11 protein-coding genes are annotated in these 16784 nt (G+C 61.9%); 2 read left to right on the top strand and 9 right to left on the bottom strand.

Features of this window, described 5'->3' with window-relative positions:
- Nucleotides 1-35: 35 nt before the first annotated feature.
- The 9 genes from ACFQ9V_RS17685 to ACFQ9V_RS17645 all read right to left on the bottom strand — a co-directional run bounded on the left by ACFQ9V_RS17685 (nucleotide 36) and on the right by ACFQ9V_RS17645 (nucleotide 14440).
- Nucleotides 36-920: an amidohydrolase family protein gene (locus ACFQ9V_RS17685; protein ID WP_382460432.1), complete on the bottom strand. Its 885-nt coding sequence runs from the start codon at nucleotides 918-920 to the stop codon at nucleotides 36-38.
- The gene (locus tag ACFQ9V_RS17680; protein WP_382460431.1) at nucleotides 917-2005 is read right to left on the bottom strand and encodes a mandelate racemase/muconate lactonizing enzyme family protein; all 1089 of its coding nucleotides are present in this window, start codon (nucleotides 2003-2005) and stop codon (nucleotides 917-919) included. The genes ACFQ9V_RS17685 and ACFQ9V_RS17680 overlap by 4 nt, the downstream gene beginning before the upstream one ends.
- Nucleotides 2006-2035: 30 nt before the next feature.
- Nucleotides 2036-4201, bottom strand: a complete 2166-nt coding sequence (locus tag ACFQ9V_RS17675) for an alpha-galactosidase (protein WP_382460430.1) — start codon at nucleotides 4199-4201, stop codon at nucleotides 2036-2038.
- Nucleotides 4194-7490, bottom strand: a complete 3297-nt coding sequence (locus ACFQ9V_RS17670) for a DUF5107 domain-containing protein (protein WP_382460429.1) — start codon at nucleotides 7488-7490, stop codon at nucleotides 4194-4196. Before ACFQ9V_RS17670 ends, ACFQ9V_RS17675 begins: the two co-directional genes overlap by 8 nt.
- A 291-nt stretch (nucleotides 7491-7781) precedes the next feature.
- Complete coding sequence (locus tag ACFQ9V_RS17665; protein WP_382460428.1) at nucleotides 7782-10247, bottom strand: glycoside hydrolase N-terminal domain-containing protein; 2466 nt, start codon at nucleotides 10245-10247, stop codon at nucleotides 7782-7784.
- Nucleotides 10244-11056, bottom strand: a complete 813-nt coding sequence (locus ACFQ9V_RS17660; protein ID WP_382460427.1) for an NAD-dependent epimerase/dehydratase family protein — start codon at nucleotides 11054-11056, stop codon at nucleotides 10244-10246. The genes ACFQ9V_RS17665 and ACFQ9V_RS17660 overlap by 4 nt, the downstream gene beginning before the upstream one ends.
- Before the next feature lie 74 nt (nucleotides 11057-11130).
- Nucleotides 11131-12459 (bottom strand): extracellular solute-binding protein, encoded by a 1329-nt coding sequence (locus ACFQ9V_RS17655; RefSeq protein WP_382460426.1) that lies wholly within the window; start codon nucleotides 12457-12459, stop codon nucleotides 11131-11133.
- Between the two features lie 86 nt (nucleotides 12460-12545).
- Nucleotides 12546-13475, bottom strand: coding sequence for a carbohydrate ABC transporter permease (locus ACFQ9V_RS17650; protein ID WP_382460425.1), 930 nt, complete (start codon nucleotides 13473-13475; stop codon nucleotides 12546-12548).
- A 5-nt stretch (nucleotides 13476-13480) separates the two neighbouring features.
- Nucleotides 13481-14440 carry a carbohydrate ABC transporter permease gene (locus ACFQ9V_RS17645; protein WP_382460424.1) on the bottom strand — a complete coding sequence of 320 codons (960 nt, stop codon included), beginning with the start codon at nucleotides 14438-14440 and terminating at the stop codon, nucleotides 13481-13483.
- A 322-nt stretch (nucleotides 14441-14762) separates the two neighbouring features.
- On the opposite strand from ACFQ9V_RS17645, the gene ACFQ9V_RS17640 reads away from it, so the two are divergent.
- Complete coding sequence (locus ACFQ9V_RS17640; protein ID WP_382460423.1) at nucleotides 14763-15794, top strand: zinc-binding dehydrogenase; 1032 nt, start codon at nucleotides 14763-14765, stop codon at nucleotides 15792-15794.
- A gap of 73 nt (nucleotides 15795-15867) precedes the next feature.
- Nucleotides 15868-16740 (top strand): AraC family transcriptional regulator, encoded by an 873-nt coding sequence (locus tag ACFQ9V_RS17635; protein ID WP_382460422.1) that lies wholly within the window; start codon nucleotides 15868-15870, stop codon nucleotides 16738-16740.
- Nucleotides 16741-16784: the final 44 nt, after the last annotated feature.

Below are 16784 nucleotides of genomic sequence, written 5' to 3'. Positions count from 1 at the left end.
GTGAACTCCCGTTGACCTGATAGCTCTGGTTTGCATCAGTTTGCTATCCGATACGTCCTGGCCGCGTTGTCAGCGAAGATCGCGGCTCGCTCGTTCTCACTGATCGAGGTCAACAGTCCGTCGAGCACGGTCGCCCAAAGCCGTCGCCCTCCGGTTAGAAGAACCAACGGCCAGTCTGAACCGAACAGGAGCCGATAAGGACCAAAGGCGTGCAGAGCGACGTCCACGACGGGGTGAAGATCTTCGGCGATCCACGTCAGCCAATCAGCTTCGATGGTTAGACCCGAGAGCTTGGCTACGACATTCGAGTTCGACGAGATGGATACCAGATCTTCTGACCAGCGGTCGAGGGAGCCGCTTCGAATCGGCGGCTTGCCGAGATGATCAAGGATGAAGCGGGTCCCCTGATGCGAGGCAACAACCTCCGCTGCTAGCTGCAGTTGGGACGGGTTGAGTACCAGTTCAAATGGAAGTCCGATGCGTCCCAGAGCGTCTAGTCCGGCTCCAACCGATTCGCGTCCGAGCCACTGAGGGTCTGCGTCTTGATGAACGAGGTGCCGAATCCCAACTAGAAACTCCCCGCCGGGCGCTTCGAGCAGGCTTGACACCTGGTCGATGACGTCGCGTTCCAAGTCGACCCACCCCACGACGCCTAGGATCGCGGGACTTGTCGCGGCGGCTGCCAAGAGGTCTCGGGACTCATCGAGGGAATTGGATGCTTGGACAACTACCGCACCCGAGTTGGCAGGAAGGTCCGCCTCGAGCTCGGGAATCCAGAAGTCCCGATCAATAGCGGCCATCGATACAGGGTCGATCCACGGTTGCGGATTGCGGTGTCGCTGCCAGAGGTGAGCGTGAGAATCGATGACACGGGCACCGGCCCGTGTCGGCCCTTCGAGGTCAGGCCCTTGGCCGGTCACGCCACCCTCCGGTCGTCGATTGCGTCAGGGTCCCATTCGATGCCAAGACCCGGAGTGTCTGGGGCGAGGGCGTGCCCATCCTTTATGGCCATCTCGTTTCGGGTGATCGACCGCAGCTGGGGAATGTGTTCCACGTAGCGACCGTTGGGCACGGCGGCTACGAGACTGACATGAAGCTCCATGAGGAAGTGCGGACACACAGCAACGTTGAACGACTCAGCCAGGTGCGCCACCTTGATCCACGGGGTGATCCCGCCGACCCTCGCTGCGTCGACCTGGATGATGCTTGCAGCGCCACGTTCCAGGTACTCCCGGAACTGAGCAATCGAGTACATGGACTCACCAACGGCAATTGGAATGGTGGTCGCTCGCGCGAGTCGTTCGTGACCAGAAATATCTGTGGCCGGCAGGGGTTCCTCGAACCAGAACAGGTCGACAGGTTCGAACGAATGGGCACGTCGAATCGCCTCTGCAGCGGTCATCGACTGATTGGCGTCAACCATGATGTCGAATCGGTCACCCACCGCTTCCCGGACAGCGAGCAGTCGTTCAAGGTCCTCACGATGACTGGCCTTACCAACTTTCAGCTTGGCGCCGCCCCAGCCGGCGTCGCGCGAGGCGATCGCGCCTGAGACCAGCTCGTCTTGGCTGAGGTGCAACCATCCACCCTCAGTATCGTAGAGCGGTACGTCGCGACGAAAACCACCGGCCACCTTCCACAACGGCGCGGCCGCGCGCTGGCATTTGAGGTCCCAAAGCGCGGTGTCGACGGCGGCAAGCGCCAGCGATGTGATCGCGCCGACAGTCGTTGCCCGTGTCGAGGCAAATAGATCCATCCAAATGGCTTCGATCTTCGAGGAGTCTTGCCCTTCGAGGCGGGGCACGAGATGGTCCCGCAACATTTGGAGGACAGAGCGCCCACCGGTCCCGATGGTGTACGAGTATCCAACCCCGGTGAGGCCGTCGCTTGTTGTTATGGACACGAACACGGTTTCCTGCTTGAGGAAAGCCTGGACCGCGTCCGTTCGCACCGTCTCCACATCGATGTCCACCAGGTACGCCTGGGCACTGGTAATCGTCGTCACAGCTAGTCCTTAAGGATCGGTTCAGCAGGTTCAAATGATCGATTCAATGGAGAGCAAGTAGGCGTGCTCCGGAGCGAGTGGCACCAGCTGAACACCGCTCATCTCTAGGGCGCGCCCGGAAAGAATTACCTCCTGGTCCACCCACGCCGGCGGTTTTGGTCGAGCTGCTTCGAGAGTTGTAATCGGGCAGACGCTCACCCGATAGTGACGGTCTGGGCTCAGGCCAGGCAGGCGCAGCATTCCGGGCGGCCAGGTGGCCGGGCGGGACATCATGGCCACACCGAAGAGAGCACTAGACCGATCAGGGGAAACAACCCCTGACACCCACACCGAATCGTCGGCGCTGTCTACGGTGATCGTCTCGCCGTGATGGATGAGAGGTCTCTGCTGCTTGTGGAACTCCACCCAGGACGCGAGTTCACTGAGCTCGGAGTGGCTGCTGTTGCGTAGGTCGATTTCGATGCCGAACGACTTCCAGAATGCGGTTTCGGCTCGAAACTGCAGGTCATGCATCCTCGAGGTCGTGTGTGACGGGGAGGCTCCAACGTGCGCGCCGATCAGTTCCGGTGGAACGAGGAGTCCGAGTCCGCGATGGATGCGCTGGCGTTCAAGGGGGTCGTTTGTGTCGCTGCCCCAGACTCGATCGGTGTGATCGAGCATCTCAAGATCGATTCGGCCGCCGCCGGAGGCGCATGACTCGATTTCCAAACCGGGATGCCGGCGGTGCAACTCATCCATCAGTCTGTAGACGGCGAGGGTTTGTCCGTGGATGGCTGGTCGTCCCGAAGGCTGGTGGCCCGCTTCCACGAGCTGGCGGTTGTGGTCCCATTTCAGGTAGGCGATGTCGTACTCGATCAGCAGACGGTCGAGCGCGTTGAGGATGTGCTCATACGCTTCGGGGTGGGTGAGATCGAGAACATGCTGATTCCGCGAAGAGAATCCTTCGCGTCCACCGGCAGAGAAGATCCAGTCGGGGTGTGCTCTGGCCAAATCGGAGTCGAGGTTGATCATTTCCGGTTCAACCCAGAGGCCGAAGTCCATCCCGAGTGCGTGAACGCGGTCGATTAGCGGTTGAAGTCCGTTCGGCCAAACGTCGGTCGACACCGTCCAGTCGCCCAACCCGCTGCGATCGTCGCGCCTGGAACCGAACCAGCCGTCGTCGAGGACAAATCGTTCAACGCCGATGTCCGAAGCGATCTCAGCGATCTCGCCGAGAACCTCGAGATCGTGTTCGAAGTAGACAGCCTCCCAACTGTTTACGATGACGCGTTGGGGGGTCTGTCGGTATCCGGGTCGGCTGCGCACGTGTTCGTGGAATCGGGCCGACATGGCGTCCAGTCCGACGGCGCTATGAGCGCCGTAGAGCCACGGCGACGTGTAGCGTTCGTCGGCGTCGAGGATGACCTCGCCGCTTTGCAGGAGCTCCCCTCCACCGATGCTTCGGGCGCCGTTATAGGTTCGCTCGGCGTACAACTCCTGGTTTCCGCTGAAAGCCAGGTGAGAGGCCCACAGTTCGCCTGCACGATATCCGAAACCTTTGCGGCCGGCGGCCAGAAGCCCGGCGGCATCGAGCCCGGTGCGACCGCCCCGCATCTCACGCGAGTGCAAACCTACGGGGAAGGAGGATCGTTGTTCGGCTCGTTCCATGAGATGACGCCCCGTGAAGTCCAGCAACTCGTCGGCTTCACCACCGACCGGGAGAACGAGGCGGATAGCTTCCACGGTGTACGGGTCGTTCGGACGCTCGTTCGTCAACGTTGCTCGCGCTCGAAGTAGCCCGGTCTCAAGCAACTCGATCTCGAGGAGCACACCCAGTCCTGCGGACTCGTCGTGCCCTGTCGCGCGGACGGCGTCACCGCGCCGACCATCCTCCAGGTCTACTGAGCGTTCAACCTGAATCGTCTCGGTGCGGAACGATGGCGACCAGTCTCGGCCTCCGCGCGAGCCTTGGATTCCAGGTCGTCCTACCCATCCGTGGGCAAAGTCGGGCAGAACCGAAATGTCCCAAACCTGGTCGTTGAGATTGTGTTCCATCGGGGGTCGGCGTGCGAAGTAGAGGGCGGCCAGTTCCGCGGTCTCGACTTCTCCAAGATCGGCGCCCCAGTGAACGATCCGTGGGAGCAGTCCCCCGCCGGTTGCGAGCACGAGGCTGACGCCGGCATGACGAAGGTGGATGAGGTCGTCGTTGCTAGGCATTGAATCCGTCCAGGGTCAATTCGCGATCGATTGCTGTTTCCAGGAGTGCTGCTGCGTGAGCGTCTGCCGGGTCCTCCGCGAGGACACGGGCCAGATGCTCGCGAGCACTGTCGATGCTGCCGGTGGCGAGTGCGAGTTGAGCGTCGAGCAACGCCACGAGACGGTCGCGTCGCGCGATCAGGTCGTCGTCGAACGTCAACAGCTCAGGCAATGACGTTGCAAAGTAGTCGATCTTCGGTGTGCTCGCGCGAAGGTGGTCTGCGTACGTTGCCAGGCCCTCCAGCAGCCCGAGCGCTCGAGACTCGTCTCCGAGCCGACGTGCTGCGGTAGCTGAGTAGTACGTCATGGAGGAGAACGGGACGACCGACATTGTCGTGAAGTCGCCCGCGCTCTCAGCGGCGCGAGTCCACGCTTCGAAGGCTGCGTGGGTATCGCCAGACCTCGACGCTCCGTCTCCTGCGAGCAGCAGGACATCAGAAAGGTTCGCCAATGGATGGCGTTCCTCGCCGAGCGATTCTGGAAGGTTCAACGCCTGGTCGACTAATTCGCGTGCTTCGTCCGGGCGCCCTCCGGCAAGGGCTCGACGCGCAAGCATGAGGTGAGCGCTCGTCCACACGCGAATTGTTTCTCCCTCACCGCCCTCCCACGGCTGGAAGGCGTGCGCGCGAAGAAGGGCTACGGCCTGTTCGGGATTCCTCGTCAGCACATGCAGTTCCGCGAACACCAGAAGCAGGTCGTCTCGCTGCGCCACTGCGGAGCGCTGGTTCTCCAGTGCGGCAAGCCGTCGTTGAGGGTCGACCCCTCTCAACCGAGCGAGCTGATCAGCTTCGAGAAGCAGACGCGGGTCGGCCGGGCTCGCTGCCAAGGCATGTGCGTACGCGTCTGCTGCAGCGCTCGCGTCATGGTCGACGTTCATTCGCAGCATGCCTAGACCGCGCCATGCGACCGAATCGGAAGGCCGCAGGCGGCTCGCCCGGTCAAGCATCCTTTTCGCGTCATCGAATCGTCCGTGCGCCTGGAGCCAGTGACCGTATGTCGCTGCCGCTTGTGCATCGTCGTTGTCGTGAGCGGTGACTCGGTCAAGCAACAGCGCATCCTCGAGTCGCGACACGAAGCTCCGCTCGGCCCAGGTCGACCGGTCTGCGTTCAGGCTCGGCTGTGAGTCGCCATTGTGTGCGAGCGCCTCCCGCTGGCGATACCGGAGGACCGGTTCCAATGTGGGCATCCCGTTGACGGGTGCCTCGGTCTCCAGACGGATCGCGACATCGCAGAGGCGAACAACGTCATCCCAAAGCCCGAGTGAGAAGTATTCGACGGCGATGTCAGCTACGACGTCTGGGCTACTGGACACGGGGCCGCCATCGAGGTCGCTGAGCCACGCGTCGAGCGGGTCCAGCTGGCGAGCAGCGGCGAGGGCGATGCTTGCCTTGCGGGCGCCGCCCGTTCGGCGGAGGGCAATGACACGGATCGCGGCAGCTTGAAGCTGGTCCGAGTCCACGTGCAATGCGTTCTCAGCATGAACCAGTGCTGCAGCCCAGTTACCTTCCGATGCCGCGATGCGTGCCCGCAGAAGTTCGGCAGCTCCTCGCCAGGCGGCGTTCCAGGCGGATTTGGCGAACGCGTCGTCGGCGCGCTTGGTCTCGCCCGCGTACCAGCGGGCCACTCCGAGCAGGTAGTAGGACTCACCATCTCGCGGGTTGGGATTGCGATGGGTCTGTCGAGCGATCGCGCGCTCGAGCAACTCGATCGCATCCGACACTCGTCCAGCGTGGAGTCGGCGCTCGGCCAACGCAATCCCTGACCGCGAATCGCCCGGATCACGGCGCAGCGCTTCCTCCCAGTACGGTTCGGGGTCACGAGTAGCGTGCCGATACTGCGCGAGGTGGACTCCCGCCAGGTAAAGCTCATCGTTTGAAGAGATCGTTTCCGGCGCCGGGATCTCCGTGGCTGGCTCGGCGAGGTCGAGGTCGAGGTCGTCGTCACTCGCGTTTCGACGGTGCCAGCGCAACAGCTCAGCGTCAGCCTGCGAGATGACGAGTTCGAGCTCACCATCCTCCGCGTGCTCCAGTGCGACAGTCCTGCGCACAGCAGTTCCCGGAGTAAGGGTCAGCTCTTCCTCGCGCCAGACAGTCACGTCCTGATGGAGCACGGACACCTGAACGTTGCTCACGGCTCGGCTACCGGCGATCGCGAACTCGATCGCGCCACGCTCCACCGCGACATGAACCGCCGCGTCCTTGGTTGCTTGCTGCGGGATTCCGATTTCGTGAATCGGGTACCAGAACTGGCTGAACGTCTTCGTCTCACCAGGCAGAAGCCACGCGAAATCGGGCTGGTTGTCGGTGTAGACACCGGCCATCAACTCGACGTACGGGCCGTCACCATCGGTGAGATTACGATCCCACGCCCACCCGAACGGGTCGTTTCCCCACGTCCACTGCTTCTTACCCGGAGCGATGTGATGGTCGGCGACATGGACGAACCCGAGGTTTGCGGCATGGTCGTACCCGCCGAAGAAGTCATCGTCGGTGCCCAAGCACATGTAGGAGGTCGGGACGGGGATGTTCCTGTACCAGTCGAGCCGGTCCCCGTCGGGGCGCTCCGGCGTGACGCGAGACGGGTAGTCCACGCCGTAGTACCGGCCTTCTGCGCGCGGGAAGGTGGACACCGCACGCTTGGCGTGATCGGCGACAACGTGCACGTCCGTCGGGAAGAAGCTCTGGTAGTCGTCATGTACCGCCGCTGCCACGTTCGCCCACCAGAGGAAGGTCTGCGTGAGAGGAGTCCGGTTGAACAGACGCACCCGCGCTTCGATGATCGCACTACCCGGCCGCAGCCGAATACCGTGCATCCCTTTGAGCCGGCTCTGCGGATCGTGGTCGGAGCACCACACTGTGACAGACCCGTCGTCTTCTTCTTCGATCGACCAGTCGACCGGGAGGTATGTTGACGGTCGGTGGTGCTGTGGCCAGTTGAACTCGACTCCCCCGGAGATCCAGGGACCCGCGAGCCCCACCAGGGCCGGCTTGATCACGTTGTTTCGATAGAACAGGTCCCGGCCAGACAGCTTGTCGTAGGCGACATGAATTCGTCCGCCGAGGCTCGGCAGGATCATGAGCCTCAGATACTCGTTCTCGAGATGGAGGGCCAGCCACTCCTGGTGATGCGCGTCGCGATCGACCGCCTCGATGAACGGGATTGGATAGACCCGTCCGGAGGAACCCTGGTACACCCGCTTGTCGAGGAAGGCCGGAAAGCGGCTCGCCTCTGCAGGGCTGTAGGTGAGCATGGACACAGTTTCGGCCCAGCCGGCTACTGCGCGATCCGCCTTTGAGGATGGGACAGGGGGAAGGGACAACCGGGCACTGGAGTCAAGCATGTTCACGATGCTAAGGACCTCGACAATCGTTACGGCACAAGAGTTCAACGGAGTATCTGGATAAAACACTCATCCAGGGTTGGATTTTGCGCCGCAGGGCAGGTATCTAATGGACTATTCGTTGATTTGGTCAGATGGCTGGCGCGGTCGAACGCCGCGTTGCGTGGGCGCTGGGCACCCTGCCGATGGGCGTGAATGCCATCACGAGCTGACTCGTTCGGGGATGCCTGCCGCCACTCGGCGCAGGTCGCCATTCAGGGTCACTGTTTCCCCTAGTGGCACCTGGACAGCAACCTCGACGAGGCCGTACACAACCGTGACCGGCACGTCGCCATCGCCGCTATCGCGAGTGAGGCGTACCTCAGACACCTCGCCGTCGCTGACGTCGAGGTCTAGCGTGATGCCTCCTCGCGCCCGCACGCCCCGCAGCGCAACATCTCGCCATTGGGCCGGCAGCGCTGGGATGAGTTGGATCCTGCCCCGATGACTCTGCACGAGCATTTCCGTGATGGCTGCGGTGAAACCGTAGTTGCCGTCGATCTGGAATGGAGGGTGCGATGAGAACAGGTTGGGCAGGAGCCCGCCCCATTGTGTTCCGTCCCAGGGTGCGTTGACGTCCGGGTTTCCGTCGAGGCGTGCCATCGCTTGGAGCAGTAGCCTGCGAGCAGCCGAACCGTCACGCAGACGAGCGCGGCACGCTGCCTTCCATGCCCATGACCAGCCCATCGCGCCGTCATCTCGCTGGTCCAGGAGATGTTCGGCCGCGCTGGCGAGCTCCGGCTCGGAGTCAACATCGATCAAGTCGAATGGGTACAGGGCCACAAGCGGTGAGATGTGCCGGTGTTGAGGGTCTACAGGCTGACGGTCGCGCTCCCATTCGAGCAGCAAGCCGTCCTCGCCGATCCCGAACGGTGGGAGCCGGTCAAGCATCGTCTGGACTGCCTCGGCGCTGGGGACGGCCTCCTGGATCCCCAGAACTTCCAGCGCCTGCAGGTATGCCTGACCGTTCGATCGCGCCAACGTAAGGTCAATTGTTGTCGATCGGGAAAGTGACTGCGCTGATCCGTCCGCGGCGACGAACTTGTTCTCTGGGGACATGGACGGTGAAATGTCGAGGCGGTCGCCCTCTCCCGGAACGACGACACCGAGGTAGAACTGAACGATTCCAGTGAGCACCGGCAGAGCGCGATCGCGGAGGAAGTCTCGATCGTTGGTGTGTTCGAAATGTTCCCAGAAGTGTGTCGCGAGCCAAGCGCCGCCGCCAGTGAACGCCGCCCACCCGGGGTCACCTTTGCCTCTTCCTGCGGGAAGGGCCCAACCCCAGATGTCGGTGTTTGAGTGCAGGACCCAGCCGTCGGTTCCGTAGAGCTCTCGGGCGACGTCGGCTCCGTTCTTGCGAACGACGTCGACGAGATCGAACAGTGGGCCGTGGCATTCGGACAAACCGGTGGTCTCGGCGGGCCAGTAGTTCATCTCGATGTTGATGTCGTTCGTGTAGCCCGATGACCACGCCGGTTGCATCTGGTCGTTCCAGATTCCCTGCAGGTTCGCCGGAGGCCCTGAGTTGGGCCGAGATGCTGACATCAGCAGGTAGCGACCGAGCTGGAACATAACGCTTATGAGTTCGGGCTCGCTGTGGACGTCAGAGAGGAGCCACTCGGCTGGGATAGGATCGCCGGCCGGTCGGCCGATCTGCAGAGTCGTCGCGTCCAGGAGGCGTCGCGCATCAGCGACATGTGCCTCCAACAGTTCTCCGGCGGGTGTCTGAGCGGCGTTGGTCGCTGCCGCGAGCGCTGCTTTGCGGTGGGCCTCCCTGGCGCGTGGCCCCGGTTCGTGGCCGAGCCTGGCTTTCCACTCCGAGGCGGGAGCTGTCGAACTGCTGACAGCTACGAGCAGACGGCTGTAGTTTTCGACGACTAGTGCAGACGGCCCGACGGTTGTTGCGTCGCCGTCCGTGGTCACGACGAGCTGGGCCGTCGCGTAGGGATCATAGGAACCGTGACCGGGTGTCGTGTACGTCCATGCCGGGTCAATGTCTGGTTCGTGTTGCGGTGCCCCGTCGACGGGTAGTTCAACACCGATACCGAGCCGGCCGTCGGCTGCCGCGCGATCAGCGATGGGCAGGGGCGAGTTGAGTCGCAACGTGGACGACAGAAGTCCGCCGACGACCTCGATTTCGACCAGCAGAGCGTCCTGCGGCTTACTGGCCCAGACTTTCCTGCGAACCATGACGCCGTCGATTTCTGCTTCGTCCTCGGCGATTGCAGCGTTGAGATTGAGTGTGCGACCACGGTAGGTCGCCCCCTCTAGTCCCGGCGTTTCGATCTGGATATCAACGAACGGAAGGAACTCCTGGCTATAGGGTCCCTGGAAGGTCTTGATCAAGGACTCAGCCGTTGTGTAGTCCCCGCGGTCGATGGCCGAGCGCACCTCGTCGAGACGTTCCGGCCCGGCACCGCCACGGAGGACCTCGCCGAGGTTGTCGGAAGGGAGAGCCGGCGTTCCGGACCAGACGGTGGAGTCGTTCACTTGAAGTCGGAATTGGTCGGTGCCGCCGAACATCATGGCGGCAAGTCGCCCATTGCCCACGGGCATTGCTTCGATCCAGGCTTGGGCGGGATCCGCCCAAGTCAGAACGATGTCGGTGTCGTTGCGGTAGTCCGTCATGCTCGCTCACCGTCCGATGCCCACAGGGCCGCAAATTCGTTCTCGGGCCTGCGATAGAACGCCAGATCCAGTTCGTTCACTCGCTCACCGAGGACACGGTGCAGAGTCTCGATGGTTGGCACGGGTGATGGGATTGCCGTGTCGACAAGGTTCGCGACGCGAACCCCCGGTCGAAGAGGGCGAACGACCGCGTCGGTGAACTGGTCCAAGACCTTGCTGACCGGGACCGTTCCAAGCTGGGTGAATGGCAGCACAACTTCATCAAGTATGGCCTTGTAGTCGTCGTCGGCGACCACGACTCCGATGCGGAAGAGGTCGAACTCCAACGCGGCGTCGCTGCGCGCGAAGTATCGAGACATTTCTTCGATGAAGTACTTCGAGACCCCGTACACGTTGACCGACTCACAGGGGTGGTCGGATGGGATGGGAACTGCAATGGGCCAAAAGTCTTGTGTTAGACAGCCGGCTGCAGCGATTGAGCTGGCGATGACGAACCGACGCGTGCCGTGATCAATCAGGTAACGGAGGAAGTGCCGGGTCCCGTCGACATTGACCCGGAACGCGTCGTCTTCGTTGGCTTCACCGGTGACTCCGGCGAGATGGACGACGACATCGAAGGAGTGGTCCCGCAGTTGGACGAGATCGTCCGGGTTCGCGAAACTCCCCACGATGTTCTCGGCCGGAGAGTCCACCGCTGTTCGCCCGAGTGTGGTGACCGCGCAGCCGCGGTCAGCCAGGTGTGTAACCAGACGCGAGCCTATGTAGCCGCTGGCCCCGGTAACGAGGACTCGCGGTGTATCGATGTTCATGCACTTCCCTTTGTAGATGCTGCGATGGCCGGCGAGGTTGGGACGGCCGGGCTGCCGGCCGTCCCAACCGAAGCTCAACCGTTCTTACCGGCGAGGGTGTCCTGGCTGACCTTCACTGCCTCCGGCCAGACGGAGTTGTCCTTCTCACCAGTGAAGTACGCCTCGAACAGCGGGTTCAGGTTGGTACCGATCTGGTTCCAGTTCTTGGCAGGAAGCTGGTCGATCAGCTGCTTGTCAGTCTGCTGCTTCAGGAACACGCTCAGATCGACGCCCTTGGCCTGCTCCGAAGTAACGAGAGCCTTCATGGAATTAGCGATCGACGGGAAGAACGAACCGTTGTACGTCGCAGCCTTGGTCTGGCAGGCTTCCGACCCCTGGTAGCTCATCCACGCGAAGGTCGCCTTCTTGTTCTTGCTGCCCTTCCACATCACGTTGGTGTTGGAGTTGCTCAGGCTCTTGATGCCTTCCGGCCCCTTCACGGTGGGGGCGATTCCGACCTTCACTCCGGGAAGGGCCGCGAATCCGGTGGCCTCCCATGATCCGCCGACAGTCATCGCGACCTTGCCGCTACCGATGAGCTGCGAGTCGCTGAGCGACGTCTGGTTGAAGTTCGGCGAGTACCCCGCCGCGATCAGGCTCTTCACCCAGTCCATCGTCTGGACGAACTTCGGCTCGTCGTAGGTGAACTTCGTCGGCCACGCCGCCTTGTCGCGGGGGAACCAGCCGGTCGATGCGGCGAACGGGTACCAGGACGTCTGTCCCGAGAAGTCGTTGGCGCCGATAACGCCCACGCCGTACTGCTTGATGTGGGTCTTGTCGAAGCCCGGCTGGTCGCCGCGGACACCGTTCTGGTCAATGGTCATGTGGGCGACGATCTTCTGGAACGTCCCACCGTCCTGCGGGTTCCAGGTCATGTTCTCGATCTGGTCCGTCGTCAGCCCTGCATCGGTTACGGCCTTCTCGTTGAAGTACATGGCCGCGGACGCCCAGTCCAGCGGCAGACCAAGCTGCTTGCCGTCGGGGCCCTGACCGGACTTCACGCCGAGGGCGAACTTCTTCAGCTGGTCCGGTGCCAGGTACGAGTCGAGCGGCTCCAGCATGCTCAGGTTGTTGAGCAGAGCGTCCTGGAAGGCATCCGGTGCGGTCCCCGCAACAGCGGTCGTTGTCAGCTTGGTGAAGTAGTCAGCGACGTTGTACTGGGAGACCTTGACCTTGATACCCGGGTTGGCCTTCTCGAAAGCCGGAATGCACTGTTCGTACGCGGCAGCCTGGTTGGGGTCCCAGGTCCACCAGTTCACGGTGTAGTTCGAGCTCGTCGAACTCCCGGTGCCAGTGCATCCAGCAAGGGAGAGCGCCACGGCAGCAGCGCCGGCAGCGATGATTGCAATCGCCTTGCGTTTCATGTGATTACCTCTTATCAGTGGGGGTGGGGGCGGGTAGGTTCCCGCCGTTTGATGTGAACGACGACGTTCACACGCATAGGGCGGCGTTATTTCACGCCGGTGAAACCGATCGAGTTGACGATTCGGCGCCCGAAAACCATGAACAACAGGAGCATCGGCAAAGCCGCCACAAGCGTTGCCGCCATGAGTCCCGCCCAGTCGGGTGCGGATTCCGGCGAAGCTTGCTGGAAGACAGCGAGCGCCAGGGTCAGTGGTGCGACGGAGGTGTCGCTGGTCACCAACAGAGGCCAGAAGTAGTCGTTCCAAATGCTGATGAAGCCAAGGATGAACAGGGTTGTAAGCGGTCCCGAAGTCAATGGGATGGTGACCCGGAACAGCACCATCAGCGGGCCAGCACCATCCAACAATGCAGCCTCTTCGATCTCGTTGTTCAGGCCGAGCATGAACTGCCGCAGGAAGAAGATGTCGAACGCTGAGAACAGCGCCATCGGCAGGATCAGCCCCGCGTAGCTGTTGAGCAGCCCGAGGTCTTTGACGAAGAGGAAGTTCGGAAGGAAGGTCAGCAGCGCTGGCACCATGAGTGCGGACAGCACCACCCCGAACATGATCGTTCGCCCTCGCCATTTCAGCCGTGCAAATGCGTAGGCGGCCAGCGTTGAGAAGAACACCACAATGCCCGTCGCCAGGCCGGCATAGACGATCGAATTGAAGACCGACTGGAGCAGGTTTACCGACGCTCCGCTTCCGCCCTCAGCAATCGCCTGCGCACGGGTCGCGAACCCAAGCACACGTTCGAACGGTCCGAGCGTGAAACCGACCGGCAACGGCGAGGCAGGGTTCGTGTTCAACGCAAAGTTGTTGGAGAGTGCGGTCCTCAGCATCCAGTAGAACGGGAAGATCGTCACCAGAATTATCAGCGAGATGTATGCCCAGGAAATGCCGCGCAGCGCTTTCGATTTGGCGTCCCGCCGGGTGCGGTGGGGCCGGCTGCGTACGAGAGTGTTTGTCACAGTCATCCTCCTCAGTTCAAATCCGACTCGCTGGCGCGGAGCAGCCGCACCTGGAGGAAGGTGATGACAATCAGGATCGCGAACAGACCGAGCGACATCGCCGATGCATAACCAAAGTTCAAGTTGCCGCTGAAGGCCGTGTCATAGATACGTTGCTGAAGGACGTTCGACGCATTCGCCGGGCCACCCTTCGTCGTCACTTGGACAATGTCGAACACCTGGAACGCGCCGATAACGGAGAGGACCACGACCAGCGCCATGATGGGCCGCAACAGCGGCAGTGTCAGGTGGCGGAACATCTTGAACTCGCTGGCACCGTCCAGGCGGCCCGCTTCGTAGATGGTCGGAGGAATCGTCTGCAGGCCCGCGAAAATGATGATCGCGTTGTACCCCATCGACTTCCAGACGCTGATGAGCGCCAATGTCGGGATGACCCATTGCCGCGACCCGAGGAAGAGGATCGGGTGACCGAAGATCTTGGTGATGACCAGGTTCACGATGCCGAGCGAAGGGTCGAGCACCCAGGCCCAAATTGTTCCAGCGACGACGCCAGAGACGAGGAACGGCAGGATGATCAAGCCGCGGATAACGGTGGAGGCTGTCAGCCGGTGGAGAACGACAGCGGTCGCGAGGGACACGATTGTGCCGATGACGACCGTCAGGATGACGAAATAGACGGTGACGAAGAGCGAGTTCCAGAACGCTCCGTCGTGGATCAAGTCATTGAAGTTCTGGAGCCCCACCCACTTCGGCGGATCGAGCACGTCGAAGTTCGTGAACGCGAGAAAGATCCCTCGAACCGTCGGGTACCCCACGAAAAGGAGGAAGCCCAACATTGCAGGCGCGATGAGCAGCCATGCGACGAGCGGGTCTTTGCGGTGTGCTGGCGATCCGAGCCCGGTGTCGCGAGTTCGGGACGCGCGCTTGGTACGCGTGACTCGCTCGGGTGGCGCCACTTCGACCGTCACCATTTTGCTTTTTCCGTGTCGAACAAGCTGCACGGGAAAGTCATGGGCTCCAAGCGGGAGCCCTGTCTTGCCTCGGTCATCGTCGACCTCCTATCACTGCTGTGTGGACGCCAACTGTCGGCGTTCTTTTGGTCAAAGGTAGGTCGGAAAGTTATTCCGACATAGGGAGAAATCGTGAACTATCTGGACAATTCGACTATTAGTGAGTTCACCGTTTTGTCTAGACTTCTAGTTCATTCCTCGTGGAATCAGCCGAAAGACCGCCCTAGATTGCCTTGAAAGGAACATCCCGCATAGACGCAGTGATGGAAGGTGGAAACGCATCGTGGCAATCAATGAGGAGCGCCTGGAGGGCACTGCCCTAGTCGCGTACGGAGAAGGAAGCTTCGGACTCGAGTCGATCAGAACCGGGCCACTCACTCCGGACACGATCGGGATCGAGACCGCATGGTCCGGAGTCAGCTTCGGCAGCGAGTTCGCTGTTCTGCGCGGAAAGCTCAACTGGGGCAGCTACCCTCTGGTGACCGGCTACATGGGAGCCGGGCGCGTGGTCCACGTTGGCTCTCGCGTTGACGGATACTCGCTCGGTGACCGGGTCTACTACCGCGCGAACCCTGAGCTCGCTCTCTCCAGCGGCGCCCCGCTTGCCAGCGCGCTCGGTGTGCACGCTTCCGTTGCGGTAATCGACCCGCGTGGAGACCACGGAGCCGATCACATCCCCGACAGCGTCCCCGACGACCTTGCAAGCACCTTCGTTCTGCCGGCTGTTGGCTTGAACGGCGTCAACGATGCTGGGGTGTCTGTCGGCGACACCGTCGTCGTTATCGGCGTCGGAATGATCGGACTCGCCGTCGTGGCAGCTGCTGCCGAACGAGGCGCCCGAATCCTCGCCATCGACATCCGCGATCACCCCCTCGAAGTCGCCTCGAAACTCGGAGCCCACTGGACTGTCAACAGCACTCAGGCCGACGCTGCCAGCGTGATTCGCGACACGTTCGGTCCAGACGGCGTCGACTATGTGTTCGAATCAACGGGCACCACCGACGCGATCGACCTGGGCATCAGCCTCCTTCGCGACCACGGCACGTTCGTGTGGCAGGGGAACTACGGTCAAGGCAAGGTTTCGTTCCAGTTCCTTGAGGCGCACTATCGTCGCGTCAGAATGCTGTTCCCGAGCGACGATGGCCTTCGCCCGTGCCGCCGAGCGGTTCTTGATTCGATGGGCGCGGGCCGGTTGCGGTGGGATGCGACAATAACAAACCGCATCGAATCAGACAACGCGCCCGACTTCTATCGCGGCGTGTACGACAACGGACTAGGCGGTGTGCTTGGTGCTTCCATTCGTTGGGACCGCTGACAAGGACGAATCGATTTCCACAAGCGACCGTTACGGATTGGACAGAACCACCCGGCTAGTAGACACTTTTGGAATGGCGCCGCCGATCGCTGAAGGCTTCCCAGGCCAACGCATGTTGGTCTTGCCTCCAACGCAAGCTCGACAGTTCCTCGCGAACCCGGCGTCTCCCCGGCTTGTAGTGACCAACATCGGTTACTTTCCTCACGCTGCCTCGCATGGCCGATCCCGGCCGGTGCCGATCCAGCAAGCCATCGTTCTCGTGTGCGTCGACGGCAAAGGATGGTGCGAAACGCCCAGCGGACGCTTCGGCGTCGAAACGGGTGACGCTGTCGTCCTGCCGCCGGGCTACCCGCACTCGTATGGCGCCGACATTGAACGGCCCTGGACACTGTGGTGGTTCCACGTCTCAGGTCCGGAAGTAGCCGCCTTCCTCGACGGGGCCGGCATGAACATTGACGGGCCTGTCCGACGCCCCGCCTCGCTGTACCAGATCACCTCCCTGATCTCCGAGTGCCTGCAATGGATGGAACGCGATCAAACTCATGCGAGCCTCCTGGCGGCGGCGGGCGCAGCGTGGCATGCGTTGGCGCTTCTGGCAACCGACCTTGCGCGAGGAGGCGGACTTGACCGCGCCATCGATGACGCAGCAGCGTACTTGCGGCAGCACCCGCAATCGCAAGTGCGCGTCGAAGAGCTGGCCGCGATGGCACGTCTGAGTACCTCCTACTTCGCAGCCCTGTTCAAAGAGAGGATGGGGATGCCGGTCCTTAGGTATCAAACGCAGTTGCGTATGTCACGAGCGCGGGAGCTCCTCGACACCACGGACGAACCCATCTCTGTGGTAGCCGAAAGGGTTGGCTACATCGACTCGTTTTACTTCGCCCGTCAGTTCAAGAAGATTCACGGGTCGACGCCTCGCGAATATCGAGCCGAACACAAGGGCTAAGACTATTCAGTTCAGCACACGGGGACCCAGACATGTGGGGCGCC

Origin of the sequence: Leifsonia sp. NPDC056665 (assembly GCF_042791795.1) — a bacterium.
In the GTDB taxonomy this organism is placed as follows: domain Bacteria; phylum Actinomycetota; class Actinomycetes; order Actinomycetales; family Microbacteriaceae; genus Leifsonia.
The sequence above is the reverse complement of the archived record's forward strand: the minus strand, read 5'-3'. Positions and strand labels throughout refer to the sequence as shown.

Bases quoted from the DNA above. Each gene is read 5' to 3' on its own strand.
- ACFQ9V_RS17675 (WP_382460430.1), bottom strand. From the start codon at position 4,201: ATGCCTAGCAACGACGACCTCATCCACCTTCGTCATGCCGGCGTCAGC.
- ACFQ9V_RS17670 (WP_382460429.1), bottom strand. From the start codon at position 7,490: ATGCTCACCTACAGCCCTGCAGAGGCGAGCCGCTTTCCGGCCTTCCTC.
- ACFQ9V_RS17665 (WP_382460428.1), bottom strand. From the start codon at position 10,247: ATGACGGACTACCGCAACGACACCGACATCGTTCTGACTTGGGCGGAT.
- ACFQ9V_RS17660 (WP_382460427.1), bottom strand. From the start codon at position 11,056: ATGAACATCGATACACCGCGAGTCCTCGTTACCGGGGCCAGCGGCTAC.
- ACFQ9V_RS17655 (WP_382460426.1), bottom strand. From the start codon at position 12,459: ATGAAACGCAAGGCGATTGCAATCATCGCTGCCGGCGCTGCTGCCGTG.
- ACFQ9V_RS17650 (WP_382460425.1), bottom strand. From the start codon at position 13,475: ATGACTGTGACAAACACTCTCGTACGCAGCCGGCCCCACCGCACCCGG.
- ACFQ9V_RS17645 (WP_382460424.1), bottom strand. From the start codon at position 14,440: ATGGTGACGGTCGAAGTGGCGCCACCCGAGCGAGTCACGCGTACCAAG.
- ACFQ9V_RS17635 (WP_382460422.1), top strand. From the start codon at position 15,868: ATGGCGCCGCCGATCGCTGAAGGCTTCCCAGGCCAACGCATGTTGGTC.